Origin of the sequence: Lacticaseibacillus sp. 866-1 (genome assembly GCF_016861825.1) — a bacterium.
Taxonomy (GTDB): Bacteria; Bacillota; Bacilli; order Lactobacillales; family Lactobacillaceae; genus Lacticaseibacillus.
In genome coordinates, this window is record NZ_BOLU01000030.1 from 15,861 (window position 1) to 31,159 (window position 15,299).

The following is a 15,299-nucleotide window of genomic DNA, read 5'->3' on the forward strand; positions in this document are numbered from 1 at the left end:
AAGGGGGAATAAGCATGACGATGATTAAGCTAGACAACGAAGACTATATCAACACGACATGGATCACTCAATTAGTTAAGCTGGTTGACGGTACTTGGCAGGCTTGGTTGGGCGACGATACCGTTACAATCACCGAGGCCGACCGCGACCGTATTGTGGAAGCGATTAACGGCAAGCCGTATAAACCAATGACGCGTCAGCTCAAGCGTGCGCTTAATAGCGCTGCAGGAGGCGAAGCATGACATCGCACAAATACTACAAGCGCGGCCTCGTGACCGCAGAGCAGTTTGACGAAGGCTGGTGGCAATCAAAGTATCATGCCTGCAAACACGTTGAGGAATGGGAAGCGGTGGCACGTCCTCTTAGCATTGACCGGTACCACGGGCAGTTTGTGATTGTGACACTAGAAGGCGATCTACGGCTCAACGATGGCGACTGGATCGCAACCGGCGTCAACGGTGAGCACTGGCCGATTGCTGACGACATCTTCCACAAGACGTATGCGGAGTTGCCGGTCATTCCGCAGGCGGTGGCGTATGCGATTGAGTGGTTCCAGCAGAACGACGATACCATCGGCGAAATCTGGCGGAACCTGTACGAAGACGTTGACGATGACTGGAAACAGGTACCGAACCTTCGTGAGCCGGAGGAATGGATGCTAGATCACCAAGATACATTTACTATGGCTTGGTCGCTTGGAGAGTGGGAGGTAGAAAATGGATAAAACATTTCGTGTACGATCCGTTCCAATCCGCTTCTGCCCGATGTGCGGCCGCAGTCTGGGGGGAAGCCATGATGCATAGAATCAGCTGGAACCGCATATTCGCAATGGCGAGCAACGTGATGGCAGTAGCTTTCACACTTTCAAGCTACCGCGACATGAATGGTGCCACGTTCATGCTGACGTTTCTCTGCTACACAATCATCTTCTTGCTCTATGAAGTTCTGGACAAGCTGGAGGAACGCCAATGAATGACCGACATCGCCGTGTGCAGAAGCTGAGGAAACAGCAGGCAGCAGCCGAGCGCAGACGCTTGAACCGTGAGCTCCGGGCATATCTGACGGCATTTGGAAAGGTATGCAAAGGCGCAATGGTCGCATTCACACAATTTGCCGATGAGCTCAAGCGCGCCATGCAGTCTCAAAAATAGCGCAAAAAAATAGCGCACCACCGGCACGCTGATTGAATCTCGTCAATTCAATTATACCACAAAGGGAGTGCGGGTCATGGGGCGCTTAGTACAGTCATATTTCCGGCGGCTAGATCATGAGGAAACCGCCAAGAATGCGGAGCGGTTGCTGAGTGACTTCAGGCACCGCGAAGCAAAATCAAAACGAGCAGAAGTAATGGGGCTGAAGTCGCCACTCATGGACGGAATGCCCCGCAACGATTCAGTAGAAAACAGAACGGAAACTAAGCTCGTTGCTGAGCTATCTGATCAGGAATTTGTCCATCGAGTACGTCGGGCCCTCGAATGCATCGAGAGCGAAGAATCCAGGGTAATCCTGCGCTGCCTATACATTGACCGTTCGGTTACGGCGGAGAACATCATGATGCGGTTAGGCATGAGCACGACGGCGTACTATCACGCGAAGGAGAAGGCGTTGGTAGCATTTGCCGAAGTGTGGCCGCCCGTGCCTAGTGAATTGCTCGTTTATCGCTATGAAAAGTGAAACAACCATAAGACTACCATGAAGAAGACGTAAAGCCGCCGTAAGGGCTTGGGCCTTATCATGATAGTGTGCAGTGAGTATATGAGAGCAGCTGAAGCTCAACGGGCGGAGCGTAAAGGTGTGGGTTCGAGTCCCGCCGGCTGCGTAGCCAGTACCCCTACACTGGCAAGCTCCTTTAGGATGTATCTTTCACTAACACAGTCCTCCAGACTAACCGTTCAGCCTCCAAAAGCTGGGCGGTCTTAACCGGCATTAGCCGGCAAATAAAAAGCAGGAAAGAGGTGAGCCTCTTCTTCCTGTTCAGGCTCGAACATCATACTGGCCCGTCTCCTCGGCGGGCCTTTTATTATGCATTCAATGATTTAAAGACAAGACTTCAATCTGTGAGGTGTGGTGAGATGTAATGAAACTAAGCAAGCGGCAGAAAGCATTTGCTGATGCCTATCTTACCAACGGAGGCAACGCTACAGAGGCCGCAAGAGCCGCTGGATATTCGCCGCACAACATTGGTGCTAACGCAGCGAAAATCCTAAAAAACCCTAAAATTCAAGCTTACATGAAACGGCGACTGCAACCGATTGAACGCAAGGCCGATCTCGATGTTGATAAGGCAATTATTCACTTGCTTGATATTGGCATGGGTCGTGAGATCACTGCCAGAAGCTCGACATATGACAACCTTAAAAAGATGATGCTAGAAGACACGACAATGAAATATTCGCCAGGTCCTAAGCAGCAGGTTGAAGCTCTTGAATTGTATTTGAAGTATAAGGGTATGCTCAGGAACTCAAGCAAGGAACTCGAAGATCAGCAGATTGCCAAAACTAAGGCTGGCGTTCGCAAGTCTGAAGCTGAGGCTGACATCATGGAAGCTAAGGCCAAACTGATTACTGATGCGGATTCGCAAGACAGGACGGTGATTGTCGATGACGTCCCAGAAGATGATTAAGTTAAGCAAGATGGTGCAACCACATTTCTATCCGTTTTGGCATTCAAGGGCACCATATTTGATACTTAACGGCGGTCGTGGCTCATTTAAATCATCGACAGTTAGCCTGAAGCTTGTCATGATGCTGAAAAGGCAAGCGCAAGAAGGCCATAAAGCAAACATCATCGTCATTCGAGAGAATACGGTCAACTTGCGTGACACTGTATACAGCCAAATCGGCTGGGCAATTGACATGCTCAAAATGACAGACGAGTTTGTGTTCAACGTATCGCCTATGCGCATAACGCATCGCGGAACTGGCAGCACATTCTACTTCTATGGCGGTGACAAGCCTGAAAAGTTGAAGTCTAACACCGTTCGTAACGTGATTGCTGTGTGGTATGAAGAAGCAGCCAACTTCAAATCTGCTGAAGTGTTTGACCAAACTAATCCAACCTTCATTCGACAGAAATCACCATGGGTTGATCAGGTTCAAGTCTTCTACACGTATAACCCACCGAAGAATCCATATGACTGGATTAATGAGTGGATTGATAGCGTTAGAGGAGACAACGATTTCTTCATCGACGAAAGCACATATCTCGATGACAAGCTTGGCTTCACCGCCGATCAGCAGCTCAAGCTGATCGAGAAGTACAAACGCAATGATCCCGATTACTACCGCTGGCTGTATCTGGGCGAGGTTGTGGGGCTTGGCACCAACATCTACAACATGGCACTGTTCCACAAAGTGCAGAGTATGCCTGCTGACGATGAAGTCATGGCGTTGGCCTTCTCGGTCGATACCGGGCACATGCAGTCAGCCACGGCGCTCACAGCTTACGGGTTCAGCGCTAAGGGCAATGTGCATGTACTCGACACCTATTACTACTCGCCGGCGCATCAGGTCAACAAGAAGCCGCCAAGTGAGCTGGTCAAGGACATGCACGCCTTCATCATGACGATGAGCAAGCAATACCCGGCCGCTCAGATAGTCAGCAAGACCATCGACTCGGCGGAAGGTGCTATCCGCAACCAGTATGCATACGAGTACCACGACAACTGGCACCCGGTGGCGAAGCAAAAAGAAGCCGACATGATAGACGTGGTACAAGACCTGCTCGCACAAGGGCGGGTCTTTGTTTTGGAGACAGAAGGCAATCAGATATTTCTGGAACAGCATCAAAAGTACCAGTGGGACGAAAAGACGTTCCAAAGCGATGACCCGAAAGTCATCAAGGAAAACGACCACACCTGCGACAACTTCAAGTACATGTGCTTGGACAACCGCCGCCGGCTTGGTCTCAAACGCTAGGAGGTGACGCCTGTGAGCTTCATCGACACAGTCAAAAATTGGTTCAGGAAAGGAGGTGCAGCCATGGGCCTAGTCGAGAATTTGAGCAAGATTACTGACCACCCGAAAATCAACGTGGATGCACGCGAGTACGATCGGATCGACCGCGATAAGTTGTACTTCAAAGGCATGTTCCCGGCGGTCAAATATTCCAACACATACGGCGACCAAAAAGAGCGGCCATATGTCAGCCTCAACATGATGCAGGTCGTCAGCAGGCGTTTGGCGAGCCTCCTGTACAACGAACAGAGCAAGGTGTCCGTTGATACCCGCGAACCATCAGAAGCTGATACGGACGCCGCTACGCCCCATGATGATGAGGCAAACAAGTTTGTACAGCAGGTGCTCAACGCTAACGACTTCGGCAAGAACTTCGAGCGCTACTTGGAGTCGTGTCTAGCGATGGGTGGCTTGGCTATTCGGCCATATGTGGACAGTCAGACGGGGCAAATCAAGCTGGCATGGATCCAGGCGCCAAACTTTTTCCCGCTGCGGTCCAATACCAACGACATCACCGAGGCTGCCATTGCTACCCCGACCATTCGGACCGAGAGTGGCAAGACGGCGTACTACACGCTGCTTGAGTTCCACGAGTGGTCACCGCTTGGCTACACAGTCACCAATGAGCTTTACCGTAGCGAGATGAAGGACCAAGTTGGCAATCGCGTGCCATTAAGCATGCTGTACCAAGACCTCGCAGACACGGCCAACATGCCAGGCTTCTCGCGTCCGTTGTTCGTATACCTCAAGCCCGCCGGCTTCAACAACAAGAGTCTCAACAGCCCGCTTGGCATCGGCATTTGTGACAACGCCCTGAGCACTCTCAAGCAGCTCAATGACACCTATGACCAGTTCAATTGGGAGGTCAGAAACGGGCAGCGGCGCATCGCTGTGCCGGAAAGCATGACCGATGTGAAGTTCGTCAAGGGTGGCACCGAACAGGCGAAGCAGGCCTTTGACCCTGACCAGAACGTCTTTGTTACCGTGCCTGGTGATCCCGACAAGATGAGCGTCACAGACCTCACTACGCCTATTCGGGCTAGCGATTATGTGACCAGCATGAACCAGTTCTTGAAGACGCTGGAGATGCAGGTGGGCTTATCTGCTGGCACCTTTAGCTTTGATGGGCAGTCGGTCAAGACGGCGACCGAAGTGGTCAGTGAGAACAGCATGACGTACCAGACGCGCAATAGCCACTTAACGATGGTCGAGCGTGCCATTCAAGAGCTGGTGGTGTCCATCTGTGAGCTTGGCCGTGCGACGGTAATCAATGGCGGTAGCATCTACAACGGTCCAATCCCGACCATTGACCAGGTGGCTGTGGACTTCGACGATGGTATCTTCACCGACAAGGCCGCGACTGCTGACTACTGGATCAAGTTGCAGGCCGCTGGTCTCTGCACGGACTGGCAAGCAATCATGCACATTCAGGGCGTTACCGAAGACCAGGCACGCAAGACGGCAGCCGAGATTGCCGGCAGTACCATCGACAACACAACTGACCCGACCGCCGGCCTATTTGGTGGCAACGGAGATGGCAGCACTGGAGATGGCGGTGGTGAATGATGGCCAAGGTTACCCAGCACCAGATGGACCAGACCGAGGCCTCAATCATTGATGTGTACCAGCACCTCGAACAACAGCTATTTGAGGACTTCATCAAGCGATTGCAGCAGCATGGCATCGAGGACGTTGACAAGACCAGCATCCTACAATGGCAGATGGAGGTCATGAATGACCTGCACCTAGTCAACTCGGACGTGATCAGTGAGACCTCAAAGGCGACCGGCATTGCTCGTGCTAAGCTCGTTGAGCTATTTCGACAGCAAGGATACAAGGTAGTCGACCAAGAATACACGCGCGCCACAGAGGCGGCGGGCAAGCAGGTCAGTGCCATGCAGGTCAACACGACCAAGCAGGTGCTCGATGGCTATCTCAATCAAACCTTCCAAGCGCTTGAAAACAATGTCAACCAGACACTGCTAAGCACAAATTACGGCACTAACGCGGCCACCAAGACTTATCAGCAGATCGTCAAAGAAACGACCGCTGATGTGCTTGCTGGCCTTAGAACTCCCGATCAGGCGCTCAAGGCCACCATCTACCGCTGGCGCGACAAAGGCATCGACCTCGGACTAGTCGACAAAGGCGGCCATAGATGGAGCCTAGAGAGTTATGCCCGATTAGTCGTGGATAATACTAGCCGCCGCGCCTTCCAAGCAGTGCGCGACCAGGCCGCCGATGACGTAGGCGTTGATACCTTCGTCATGAGCAGCCACGAGGCAAGCCGTGCCGCCTGTGCGCCTATTCAGGGCAAGCTGGTGACTACCAGGGCGGAGAGCTTCACTGATGCCAACACAGGTGAGCACTTTATCAGTCTATACGATCACGGCTACGGCACGCCGTCAGGTACATTCGGCATCAACTGCCACCATCTCAAGTGGCTATACGTACCAGGTGCAAGCTCAAACAACCAGCCGCAGTATGATCCAGCTGATGCAATCGCCAAGGGGGATATGGTAGCCAAACAACGCGAACTAGAGCGCCGCATTCGGGCGTACAAGCAGAAGCAAGCGCTGGCCGACAAGATGAAAGATCCTGACGGCGTGACCCGGAACCAGCTTCTTATCCGCCGCAACCAAGCGGCCCTGCGCAAGCTGGTCAGTGATCATAGTTATTTGCACCGCGATTATACGCGCGAAAAAGTATTTGCTCGACCCGAGTAAGTCGCTAAACTGCTCTTTTATTGTGTCCAAATCCATGCGGGAGCAGACCCGCTCAACAACTGCTTAGGAGAAGACATGAACCCAGAAGCATTGAAAGCATTAGGACTGAACGATGAGCAAGTCAAAGGTGCGATGGTTCTGTATGGCAAGGACTTGAACCCGCTCAAGGAGCAGGTCAACACCCTGACGTCTGAACGTGATGCGGCCAAGGCACAAGTGACCACGGTCACCGGCCAGCTTGACCAGTTGCAGAAGGACCACAAGAGCGACAGCGACCTCAAGGCCGAGATTGACAAGCTCAAAGAAGCCAACTCACAGGCCGAGAAGGACGCGGCGGCGCAACTGACCCAGGTAAAGCTAGACAGTGCCACCAATCTGGCATTGCTCCAGTCTGGGGCACTCAATACCAAAGCGGTTAACGCCCTGATTAACAAGGACGCGCTCAAATTGGACGAAAAGGGTAACCTGACTGGCCTCGACGACCAGCTCAAGGCACTCAAGGAAGCCGATGACAGCAAGTTCCTGTTCAAGGCCGCCGATCAAGAACCAGCAAAGCCAAACAGCCCACAGATTATCCCATCGGGCAACCCTAATGCAGACCCAGCCGGCACTACGAGCATGGTCGACAAGATTGCCGCTCGCCTTGCTGGCAAACAATCATAAAGGAGGGCATACATTATGCCATTAGTATTAGACAGTAAAGACCTTGCCACGATTGACAAGGAGTTCAAGGCAGACTCTCAAGTATGGGACGTGCTGACCCAAGGGGCTAAGTCCATTACAGCCGCTGACTTTGTTGGCGCGAATGAAGTGCGTATTAACAAGATGAGTGGTTTTGTCGATGCCGCGCAGTACAAACGCAACGGCGAGAATGCACGCAGCCAAATCAGCATTGACAAGGAAACCGTCAAACTGACCCACGAGGACTGGTTCGGGTATGACGTTGACCAACTCGATGAATCCGAATCCGCTGCCCTCACCATCAACAACATCGTGACTGAACATCGCCGTCTGATCACCGTGCCGCACCGTGATCAAGTCGCAATCCAGGCACTGTACGACAACGCCGGTAACAAGGACGCGACCGTGGTGACCGAAGACAACGTGCTCAAGCTGTATGACGCTGCGGAAGAATACATGACCGATAACGAAGTGCCGGGCGGTTACGTGATGTTCGTCTCCGCGGCATTCTACCGGATGCTCAAGAACGCTTCTGGTGTCAACAAGTCATTCACGACTAACCAGATGCAGATTGCTGGTATCAACCGCACCGTGGCGCAACTTGATGGCGGAGTTCCAATCATCAAGGTAGCAAAAGACCGCATTCAGGGCCTGACTATTGATGACACCATCCAGTTCATCCTGACCCCATTAACCGCCATTGCGCCAATCGTCAAGTTTGGCACGGTGGACACGGTTCCTGCTGCGCAAGATCGTTCCGGCTACCGCGACACCATCAAGGGCCTCGACTACTACGATGCCATCGTCTTTGACAACGCCAAGAAGGCCATCTACGTGAGTGCGGTCCCAAAAGCGTAGCGCCGACTCCGGCCACGGGGCTCAAGATGAGCCAGCAGACGGCCAGCATGAAGGTCGGCGACACTAAGCAGGTAACGGCTGCTGCTGAACCAGCTAACGCAAGTGATGCGGCTACCATCAACGGGGCCATCGCGTACGCTTCTGATAACGAAGCCGTTGCGACGGTAGCGGCTGACGGAACCATTACGGCTGTAGCTGCGGGCACGGCGAACATTACCGCTACGAGCGGCAGCTTCACGGCGTCCGTCAAGGTGACCGTGGCTGCTGCTTCCTAGGTGGTGATTAGATGACCAATACACTATACGTTGGAGCGGAAGACTACATTCAGGCGATGCATGTCACAGCGGTACCCGATGACTTTGACGAGTTGTCGGCGCTCTCCGGAATGTACTTGGACGAAATCACCAACAACTACTATCAGATGCACGCCATAGATGATGATCCGTTTGAGTTGCGTGTAACGCGGTTCAAGCGGGCTGTCATGCTGCAGATTAAGTACATGGCCGATACCGGCATCAAGTCGAGCACTCAGTACAAAGCGGCTCAGGCTCAAACGGTCAGCCAGTCTATTGGTTCTACTACCGTATCTAAGACGCTTGGTGATACGGCGGCCAATGCGTCTGGCACGATTGTCTGCGATGATGCGTTGCGGTCGCTGTCTGGCACCGGTCTGCTTTACAGGGGAGTGATGCACCTATGAGCGCAATTCAACCAGATCGGACTTGGCTCAACGATACAGTGACGGTTGAACGATTACTTAGCGAAGGTGATTACAACAAGCCAACTTACGACAAGGCAATCACGCTGGCCCCTGTGCGCGTTGACCTGACCAAAAACTTCACCGGCGTGGGCGCGAATCGAACGATCGTGGCAAATGCTACGGTCTTTTTATTTGCCGCCTACACTGCTGGCTATCCGAACGCCATCGACGACAGTTGGCTGCAAGCACGGCTCACGTTCAACGACCACTCGTACAAAGTGGTCGACTGGTCGAGTCATGAGGAGCCTGACAGCAGCGCCCCGTTCAGCATCGAATTGAAGGTGATCTGATGGGATTCTCAGTACAGGTCAATGACCGTGGCCTAAAGCGTAAGCTCAGCCGTCAAGGCTTTCAGCGTGGCATGGTCGTGATGGCCAACCAAGCGGCGGCCGATATGAACCAGTTTGTGCCGAAGAAGAATAACCACCTGCGAAGCAGCTCAGTCGTGGCTTCTGACGGCTCGCGCATCCACTTCATCGAGCCATATGCTCACCGTCAGTGGGTCGGCGGCGTTGGCTGGCACTACACCACGCCGGGCACCGGGCCGAAGTGGGATGAACGCGCCAAAGGCATTTACATGAGCAAATGGCAGCACGCATTCGTGAAGGGGGCTCAGCTCTAATGGATTTTAACGACCGCCTCAAGGAGGCCATCAACAGCCAAAAGATGCCGCTCCCGACGAGCATCGGGCTGCCAGGCACTGCCGAATCGGCGTCATTCTATGCAATGCCAGGCGGGCAGGTCACAAGGGAATATATGGACGGGGAGAAGGACGTTGCACTCGCGTATGAGTACGTTATCCACTCTCAAGACCAGGAGGCGGCCAACGACCAACTCTGGCAAGTTCAGAACTACCTAGAGACTTTGACCGACTTGGACAGCCAGGATAGCAGCTATCAATTCGGCGGCATCAGCATCACAAGCAAGCCTGCGTTCTCTCAAGCTGAGGAGCCGGGCTTCTTCTATTGGGTCGTGGACTTCACCGCGAACCTGACAACATTCAAGTGAGGAGGAACATTATGCGTAAAAAGAACGCAAAACGCCTGCATTACATCGCCCCATATACGGACGATGAGACACAACCGGCCGAGGAGAGCTGGCTGCCTTTGGCTCACTTCATCCAGACCATTGAGGATGACACCAAAGAGGACACGGACGATCAGGGTTTCTATGACGGTGACGGCAATACCGAAACCGTGCTGAATGGCCGTTCAGAAGTCTGGAATTTTTCGGGCTTCTACGACCCAGAAGACCCCGCCCAAGAATTGCTGGCCGGGCTTCGTCGCAAGACCAATGACGACGAGCGAAAGATTTGGCACAAGATTGTGGAGACCAATGGTGACACCGTTATTGGTATTGCGAAGGCCATGGAAATCAAGGCGGGTGGCGGTGACGCTACGGACTACGAAGACTTCGAGGGCCATCTTGACTTCGTTCAAGCTCCGAAAGTGACACCTGCTGTCCCAAAATCGTAGCGGTGTCAGGAGTGACCTTGGCACCGACATCGGCAAGCGTTGGAGTCGGTAAGACCGTTCAGCTGACCGCTACAGTTGTGCCTAATGATGCGACCGAAACCGGTGTGGCTTTCGAATCGAGCAATGATGGCATTGCAAAAGTAGACGACAAAGGCCTGATAACGGGTGTGGCCGCCGGCAGTGCTGACATCACCGTTACCACAAAGGATGGCAGCAAGACTGCAAAGTCCACGGTTGAAGTAACGGCTGCAGCAGAAGGCTAATTGAGCAAATCGTCGCCTAAGAAAGTCACAGTACGGGCAACCGGGCGGCGAATCACTAGTAGCTGAATGGCGGAGGGGCGGCAGTAGCTTGCTCCCTCCGCCTTTTTTAGGAGGAAAAAAATGGAAAAACTAGTTCTTGAGTCTTCGGTGATTAAGCTCCCCATCGAGATTGAGCACAAGAATGATGGCAAAACCACGGAGGTCGTGCTCGAAGTCGACTTTTCAGACGAAGCTTTGATTGCCGAAAAGGCCAAGGCTGAACTACGTAAGCAGAAAATCTCCCAGCTCGAAGAGGAGTATGCGGATGTCGCAGGCGAGGAGATTACCGACGACAACGTCAAGCGGGCCCTTGAGGCCATGAGCAAGACATTACAGGTAGCTTTCGATTCCGACTTTGGGGAAGGCACCTATGATCGGCTGGCTAATGCTGGCGGCGGCAACAGCTTCCTCAATTTGCTGGTGCTGTATCAGCGTATCGACCAAATTGTGTCTGACAAGCTGGAGAACAAACTAGCCAGCATTCAACGCAAGTCCGAAAACCGCAAAGCTCGCTACCTTAAGAACCGCAATCGGCGCTAAGGCGGTGATGAGGCATGAATCTATATGATCCATGGCCAAACGAGGTGACTGTCAACCAGCACACGTACCGGCTCGACCTGAGCTTCGACAATGTGCTCTATGCGCTGAAAGCACGTGGCGACGAAGGCATGACCATGATTGACCGGTGCGAGACCTTCCTGCAGTTGGTTATCAAACAGGACATGCCGCCAGAAGCGGACTGGGTGGACGTTCACAACGCCATCATCGACCTAATTACCACCGCCAAGCAGAAGCCGACACGGTACGACATCAATGGCGACCCCATTGAGCCGAAGGGTGAAGGCGATCAGGTCAAGGCTGACTATGACTTTTACTTCGATGCTTCGTACATCTACGCGGCATTCCGCCAGGCGTATGGCATCGACCTGGTCAAGGAGCAGGGCCGGATGCACTGGCTGAGTTTTGCGGCGCTGTTCGATGCGCTGCCCGACGACACGGCATTCGTGAGAATCAGGCATATCAGGTCAACCAGGCTTGGCGACATTAAAGACAAGAAACAGAGAGACACCGTCAGAAGGCAGCAGCGCGCACTAGCGTTGCCTGATGACGAAAACGAAGAAGAAGGAGGTGACAGCTATGGCAGCTGACGGCACGGTTGTAATTGACATTAAAGCCGATGGCGGAAACGAAGCGGTCGGCACGATGGACAAGCTCAAGAGCGCGATGAGGGGCCTGATTGCGCCTGGTGAAAGCGCAGGGAAGGTCTTCGGCGGGCTCAAAGATAAGCTTTCGCTGGGCGCTGTCATGGGCCTGGCTCAGCAAGGAATCAGTACCCTAACGGGTGGCCTCGGCGGCCTTATCAGTGGGGCCGCGGAAGCGTCTGACAGCATGGATAAGTTTAAGTCGACCATGCAGTTCGCAGGCTTCACCAAAAAAGAAACGGACCAAGCATCGAAGGCCATGAAGACCTACGCTGATCAGACCGTCTACAACCTGGGCGACGTTATGAACACGACCGCACAGCTGGCCGCAAACGGTATTCCGAACTATCAAAAACTGACCAAGGCGGCCGGCAACTTGAATGCCGTCGCTGGCGGCAACGCGGACACGTTCAAATCTGTGGCGATGGTCCTCACCCAAACCGCCGGGGCTGGCAAGCTGACCACCGAAAACTGGAATCAACTGACTGACGCCATTCCCGGTGCCTCTGGCAAGCTGCAGGAGGCCATGAAGAAGAACGGTGCCTACACCGGGAACTTCCGTGACGCGATGGAGAAGGGTCAGATCAGTGCCGGCGAGTTCAACAAGGCAATTGAACAGCTTGGTATGACTGACGCGGCCAAGAAAGCCGCGGCCTCGACTGAGACCTTTGAAGGCGCATTGGGTAACTTGCAGGCGAACTTCCAGAATGCGTTCCTGGCCATTTTTAACGCGATTGGTAAAGCCAACATCACTAATCTGATTGGTGGCATCAGCAACGCGATCACTAAGGCCACGCCATTCATCCAAAGTGGAATCACAGCGATTTCTGACTCAATCGGTATGTTAGTTGCTTTTATCTCAGGCAACTTCAAGAGTTTTGATAAGTTCCATGACTCATTGGTGAAGCTGGTTGGAAAGGATGCGGCAGACAAGATTGTGCCTGTCCTGGCAGCCATTGGAGGAGCAGTTCACGACTTCATTGATTTTGTAAAAGCAACCGGCGGCGTACTAAGTGGTAACATTGGGAGCTTTAAGGAGTTCTCATCTGCAATTAGCACAACGGTTCCGCCCGGTGTAGTTGATGTCATGTATGGCATCGCTAAAGCCATCAAAGCGGTTGTTGATGCCGCTATTGCTAACCCAAAGGCTGTGGCAACAATTATAGGAGCCCTTGTGGGCGTAAAGGTGTTGGCTCCAGTCGCTGGAGTCCTCGCAAAAGTTGGTAGCGGCTTTGCTGCAGTTGGTAAAACAGCAGGTGGCATTGTTGGTAAACTGGCTGGATTTGGTAAGGCGGCATCTGATACAGCCGGCGGTGCTAAGACTGCTGGCAGTGCCTTTGGTGGCATGGGTAGTGACATGCTTAAAGCAGGCGTTGGAATTGGTGTTGCTGCTGCTGGATTTGGTGTGCTGGTGTTCGGTATTTCGTCGCTGGCAAAAACAGGTACCGCAGGCATGATCGCTCTGGCTGGCGTGACAGTTGCTATTGCTGCCCTCGCAGGTGTGTTCGCTCTGCTAGGGCCGACACTAACAGCTAATGCCATAGGTATCGGCGTATTTGGTGCCTCGGTCTTAGCCATTGGAGTGGGCATTGGTGCGGCTGCAGCTGGCATTTCGTTGTTGCTCACCGCAATCACATCGTTAGGCCAAAACCTGACACTCATAATCCCAACGCTGGCTGCTGTTGGAATTGGATTCGCTGCAATGGTGACGGGATTTATTACAGCCATCGCTGCGGCAGCACCTCAAATTGGTACAGCTGTTTTGACGATTGTCACTGTCATGCTTGGCGTATTCGTTGCGTCTATTCCGCAAATGGTTAATGCCGGCATGCAACTCATCATTGGCGTACTCACGGGGATAGCTAATAATATTGGCCGAATCGTGACAGAAGCGTTGTTAATAGTGACAAACTTCTTGAACGCCATTGCGTCTAACCTCGGTTCCGTTATCAAGGCAGGGGTTTCGGTTGTTGTTGCCGTGATTGAAGGCATCAGTAGAAACCTAGGACGAATTATTGATGCTGCCGTGGATCTGATTGGCGCTTTCCTGTTGGGGCTTGCCAAGGCAATCCCAAAGATTGCTGACAAAGCATTGGCCGCGGTCAAAGCTTTCGTTGAAGGCATTGGCTATGCGCTTGGCCGCATCATCACGTCAGGTGGCTCATTGATCTCTGCCTTTGCAAAAGGAATCACTAGGGGCATGAGTAAGTCTAACGGAGCGGCAAAAGGAATCATTGGCGGTATCAGCGGAGTCTTCAAAGGATTCTCACTAGCTGGTGCCGGCAAAGCAATCATCGACGGTTTTGTCGGAGGTTTACAGTCCGCCTGGTCTGCTGGCAAGAAGTTCGTTGGCGGTATTGCTTCATGGATTAAGAAGCACAAAGGGCCAATTAGCTATGATGCACGCCTGCTGATACCAGCCGGGCACGCAATCATGGAAGGCTTGAACAACGGACTGCAGAAGTCCTTCGTGGCAGTCAAGAATACGGTTGGCTCGATGGCGGGCCAGTTGTCGGATGCTGCGATGGTTACTGCCACCGTGGGCCTATCAAGTGCTGTCCAGCCTGAGGTGCTCGCCGGCAGTCGCTATACAGCAATTCCTAGTGACCAGGTCATTAACAACTACAGTACAACGACAAATGTTGGCGAGATGCAGCCTCGAGTCATCGAGGTTCACGTCAGTGCAAACATCGACAAGCGAGAATTGTCTCGCGAGATAGCTGAGCCGGTCAAGATTGAGATTGACCGCATGAAGCGCAAAAGTAATCGCATAAAGGGTGTGAGATAGGTGACGTTTCAATGGTGGTTTAACGGCCAAGATATGAGCAAGTATCTCGAGACAAATAATGTCGAGCGCAATATCGGCCAGAATCGTAAGGCGATCCTCCAGAAGATCGGCGTATCATCAGGCAAGAGATTTCAATACACCTCTGCAGATGAAGGCAAGGTGACTGTGTCCTTCCTGATTCGGAGAGATATGGCGGCCAAGCGCCGGGAGATTGCGTGGCTGTTGTCCTCGAATGAGCCGCAGCAGCTAATCTTCGGTGACGAACCCGACAAGTATTACCTAGCAATCGCAGACGACCAGATCAGCCTCTCGGAGAAGTTTCGACATGGTAATGGTGAGGTAACGTTCATCGTCCCCGATGGTGTGGCGCATTCCAACGACCTCACGATGGTTGCCGGTCAGTCCGGCACCGATATCACGGTCACAAATGCTGGCACCGCACCGACTGCTCCTATCCTGACGGCTACAATGGCCGATGATAACGGCGTGGTCGCGTGGACGAACAGTGCTGGCGCTGTCTTACAGTTTGGTAGCGCTGGTGAACTGGACGG

Annotated in this window: 22 protein-coding genes and 1 tRNA gene; all 23 read left to right on the top strand. The window is 53.0% G+C overall.

The window, feature by feature from the left end:
• The first annotated feature begins 14 nt into the window (after positions 1 to 14).
• Positions 15 to 242, top strand: coding sequence for a hypothetical protein (locus JUE30_RS09395; RefSeq protein ID WP_203624630.1), 228 nt, complete (start codon positions 15 to 17; stop codon positions 240 to 242).
• Complete coding sequence (locus tag JUE30_RS11260; RefSeq protein WP_239061397.1) at positions 239 to 724, top strand: alpha-galactosidase; 486 nt, start codon at positions 239 to 241, stop codon at positions 722 to 724. Before JUE30_RS09395 ends, JUE30_RS11260 begins: the two co-directional genes overlap by 4 nt.
• A gap of 68 nt (positions 725 to 792) precedes the next feature.
• Positions 793 to 972 carry a hypothetical protein gene (locus JUE30_RS09405; RefSeq protein WP_203624631.1) on the top strand — a complete coding sequence of 60 codons (180 nt, stop codon included), beginning with the start codon at positions 793 to 795 and terminating at the stop codon, positions 970 to 972.
• Positions 969 to 1,151: a hypothetical protein gene (locus JUE30_RS09410; protein WP_203624632.1), complete on the top strand. Its 183-nt coding sequence runs from the start codon at positions 969 to 971 to the stop codon at positions 1,149 to 1,151. The genes JUE30_RS09405 and JUE30_RS09410 overlap by 4 nt, the downstream gene beginning before the upstream one ends.
• 76 nt (positions 1,152 to 1,227) lie before the next feature.
• Positions 1,228 to 1,674, top strand: coding sequence for an ArpU family phage packaging/lysis transcriptional regulator (locus tag JUE30_RS09415; protein WP_203624633.1), 447 nt, complete (start codon positions 1,228 to 1,230; stop codon positions 1,672 to 1,674).
• An 87-nt stretch (positions 1,675 to 1,761) separates the two neighbouring features.
• Positions 1,762 to 1,819: transfer RNA gene (locus JUE30_RS09420), tRNA-OTHER, on the top strand.
• 258 nt (positions 1,820 to 2,077) lie between these two features.
• Entirely contained in the window at positions 2,078 to 2,623 is a 546-nt protein-coding gene (locus tag JUE30_RS09425) for a terminase small subunit (protein ID WP_203624634.1), read from the top strand.
• A complete protein-coding gene (locus tag JUE30_RS09430) occupies positions 2,601 to 3,917 on the top strand; it encodes a PBSX family phage terminase large subunit (protein WP_203624635.1) in 1,317 nt (438 codons plus the stop codon). The genes JUE30_RS09425 and JUE30_RS09430 overlap by 23 nt, the downstream gene beginning before the upstream one ends.
• A gap of 63 nt (positions 3,918 to 3,980) precedes the next feature.
• Complete coding sequence (locus JUE30_RS09435; RefSeq protein ID WP_203624636.1) at positions 3,981 to 5,522, top strand: phage portal protein; 1,542 nt, start codon at positions 3,981 to 3,983, stop codon at positions 5,520 to 5,522.
• A complete protein-coding gene (locus JUE30_RS09440; RefSeq protein ID WP_239061398.1) occupies positions 5,519 to 6,682 on the top strand; it encodes a phage minor capsid protein in 1,164 nt (387 codons plus the stop codon). Before JUE30_RS09435 ends, JUE30_RS09440 begins: the two co-directional genes overlap by 4 nt.
• A gap of 75 nt (positions 6,683 to 6,757) precedes the next feature.
• Positions 6,758 to 7,345, top strand: coding sequence for a phage scaffolding protein (locus tag JUE30_RS09445; RefSeq protein ID WP_203624637.1), 588 nt, complete (start codon positions 6,758 to 6,760; stop codon positions 7,343 to 7,345).
• Positions 7,346 to 7,360: 15 nt separating this feature from the next.
• Positions 7,361 to 8,221, top strand: coding sequence for a capsid protein (locus JUE30_RS09450; RefSeq protein WP_203624638.1), 861 nt, complete (start codon positions 7,361 to 7,363; stop codon positions 8,219 to 8,221).
• Between the two features lie 26 nt (positions 8,222 to 8,247).
• Positions 8,248 to 8,496 carry an Ig-like domain-containing protein gene (locus JUE30_RS09455; protein ID WP_125582615.1) on the top strand — a complete coding sequence of 83 codons (249 nt, stop codon included), beginning with the start codon at positions 8,248 to 8,250 and terminating at the stop codon, positions 8,494 to 8,496.
• An 11-nt stretch (positions 8,497 to 8,507) separates the two neighbouring features.
• Positions 8,508 to 8,921 (top strand): hypothetical protein, encoded by a 414-nt coding sequence (locus tag JUE30_RS09460; protein WP_203624639.1) that lies wholly within the window; start codon positions 8,508 to 8,510, stop codon positions 8,919 to 8,921.
• Positions 8,918 to 9,271: a putative minor capsid protein gene (locus tag JUE30_RS09465; RefSeq protein WP_203624640.1), complete on the top strand. Its 354-nt coding sequence runs from the start codon at positions 8,918 to 8,920 to the stop codon at positions 9,269 to 9,271. The genes JUE30_RS09460 and JUE30_RS09465 overlap by 4 nt, the downstream gene beginning before the upstream one ends.
• Positions 9,271 to 9,603, top strand: a complete 333-nt coding sequence (locus tag JUE30_RS09470) for a minor capsid protein (protein ID WP_203624641.1) — start codon at positions 9,271 to 9,273, stop codon at positions 9,601 to 9,603. The genes JUE30_RS09465 and JUE30_RS09470 overlap by 1 nt, the downstream gene beginning before the upstream one ends.
• Positions 9,603 to 9,989, top strand: a complete 387-nt coding sequence (locus JUE30_RS09475) for a minor capsid protein (RefSeq protein ID WP_203624642.1) — start codon at positions 9,603 to 9,605, stop codon at positions 9,987 to 9,989. The genes JUE30_RS09470 and JUE30_RS09475 overlap by 1 nt, the downstream gene beginning before the upstream one ends.
• 11 nt (positions 9,990 to 10,000) lie before the next feature.
• Entirely contained in the window at positions 10,001 to 10,456 is a 456-nt protein-coding gene (locus tag JUE30_RS09480; RefSeq protein WP_203624643.1) for a phage tail tube protein, read from the top strand.
• Positions 10,457 to 10,467: 11 nt separating this feature from the next.
• Positions 10,468 to 10,719: an Ig-like domain-containing protein gene (locus tag JUE30_RS09485; RefSeq protein ID WP_203624644.1), complete on the top strand. Its 252-nt coding sequence runs from the start codon at positions 10,468 to 10,470 to the stop codon at positions 10,717 to 10,719.
• 120 nt (positions 10,720 to 10,839) lie between these two features.
• Positions 10,840 to 11,298, top strand: coding sequence for a hypothetical protein (locus JUE30_RS09490; RefSeq protein WP_203624645.1), 459 nt, complete (start codon positions 10,840 to 10,842; stop codon positions 11,296 to 11,298).
• Positions 11,299 to 11,312: 14 nt separating this feature from the next.
• Complete coding sequence (locus JUE30_RS09495; RefSeq protein WP_203624646.1) at positions 11,313 to 11,906, top strand: Gp15 family bacteriophage protein; 594 nt, start codon at positions 11,313 to 11,315, stop codon at positions 11,904 to 11,906.
• Positions 11,896 to 14,748, top strand: coding sequence for a tape measure protein (locus JUE30_RS09500; protein WP_239061400.1), 2,853 nt, complete (start codon positions 11,896 to 11,898; stop codon positions 14,746 to 14,748). The genes JUE30_RS09495 and JUE30_RS09500 overlap by 11 nt, the downstream gene beginning before the upstream one ends.
• Positions 14,749 to 15,299 (top strand): distal tail protein Dit (locus JUE30_RS09505; protein WP_203624648.1); only part of this gene is annotated, 551 nt, incomplete at its 3' end.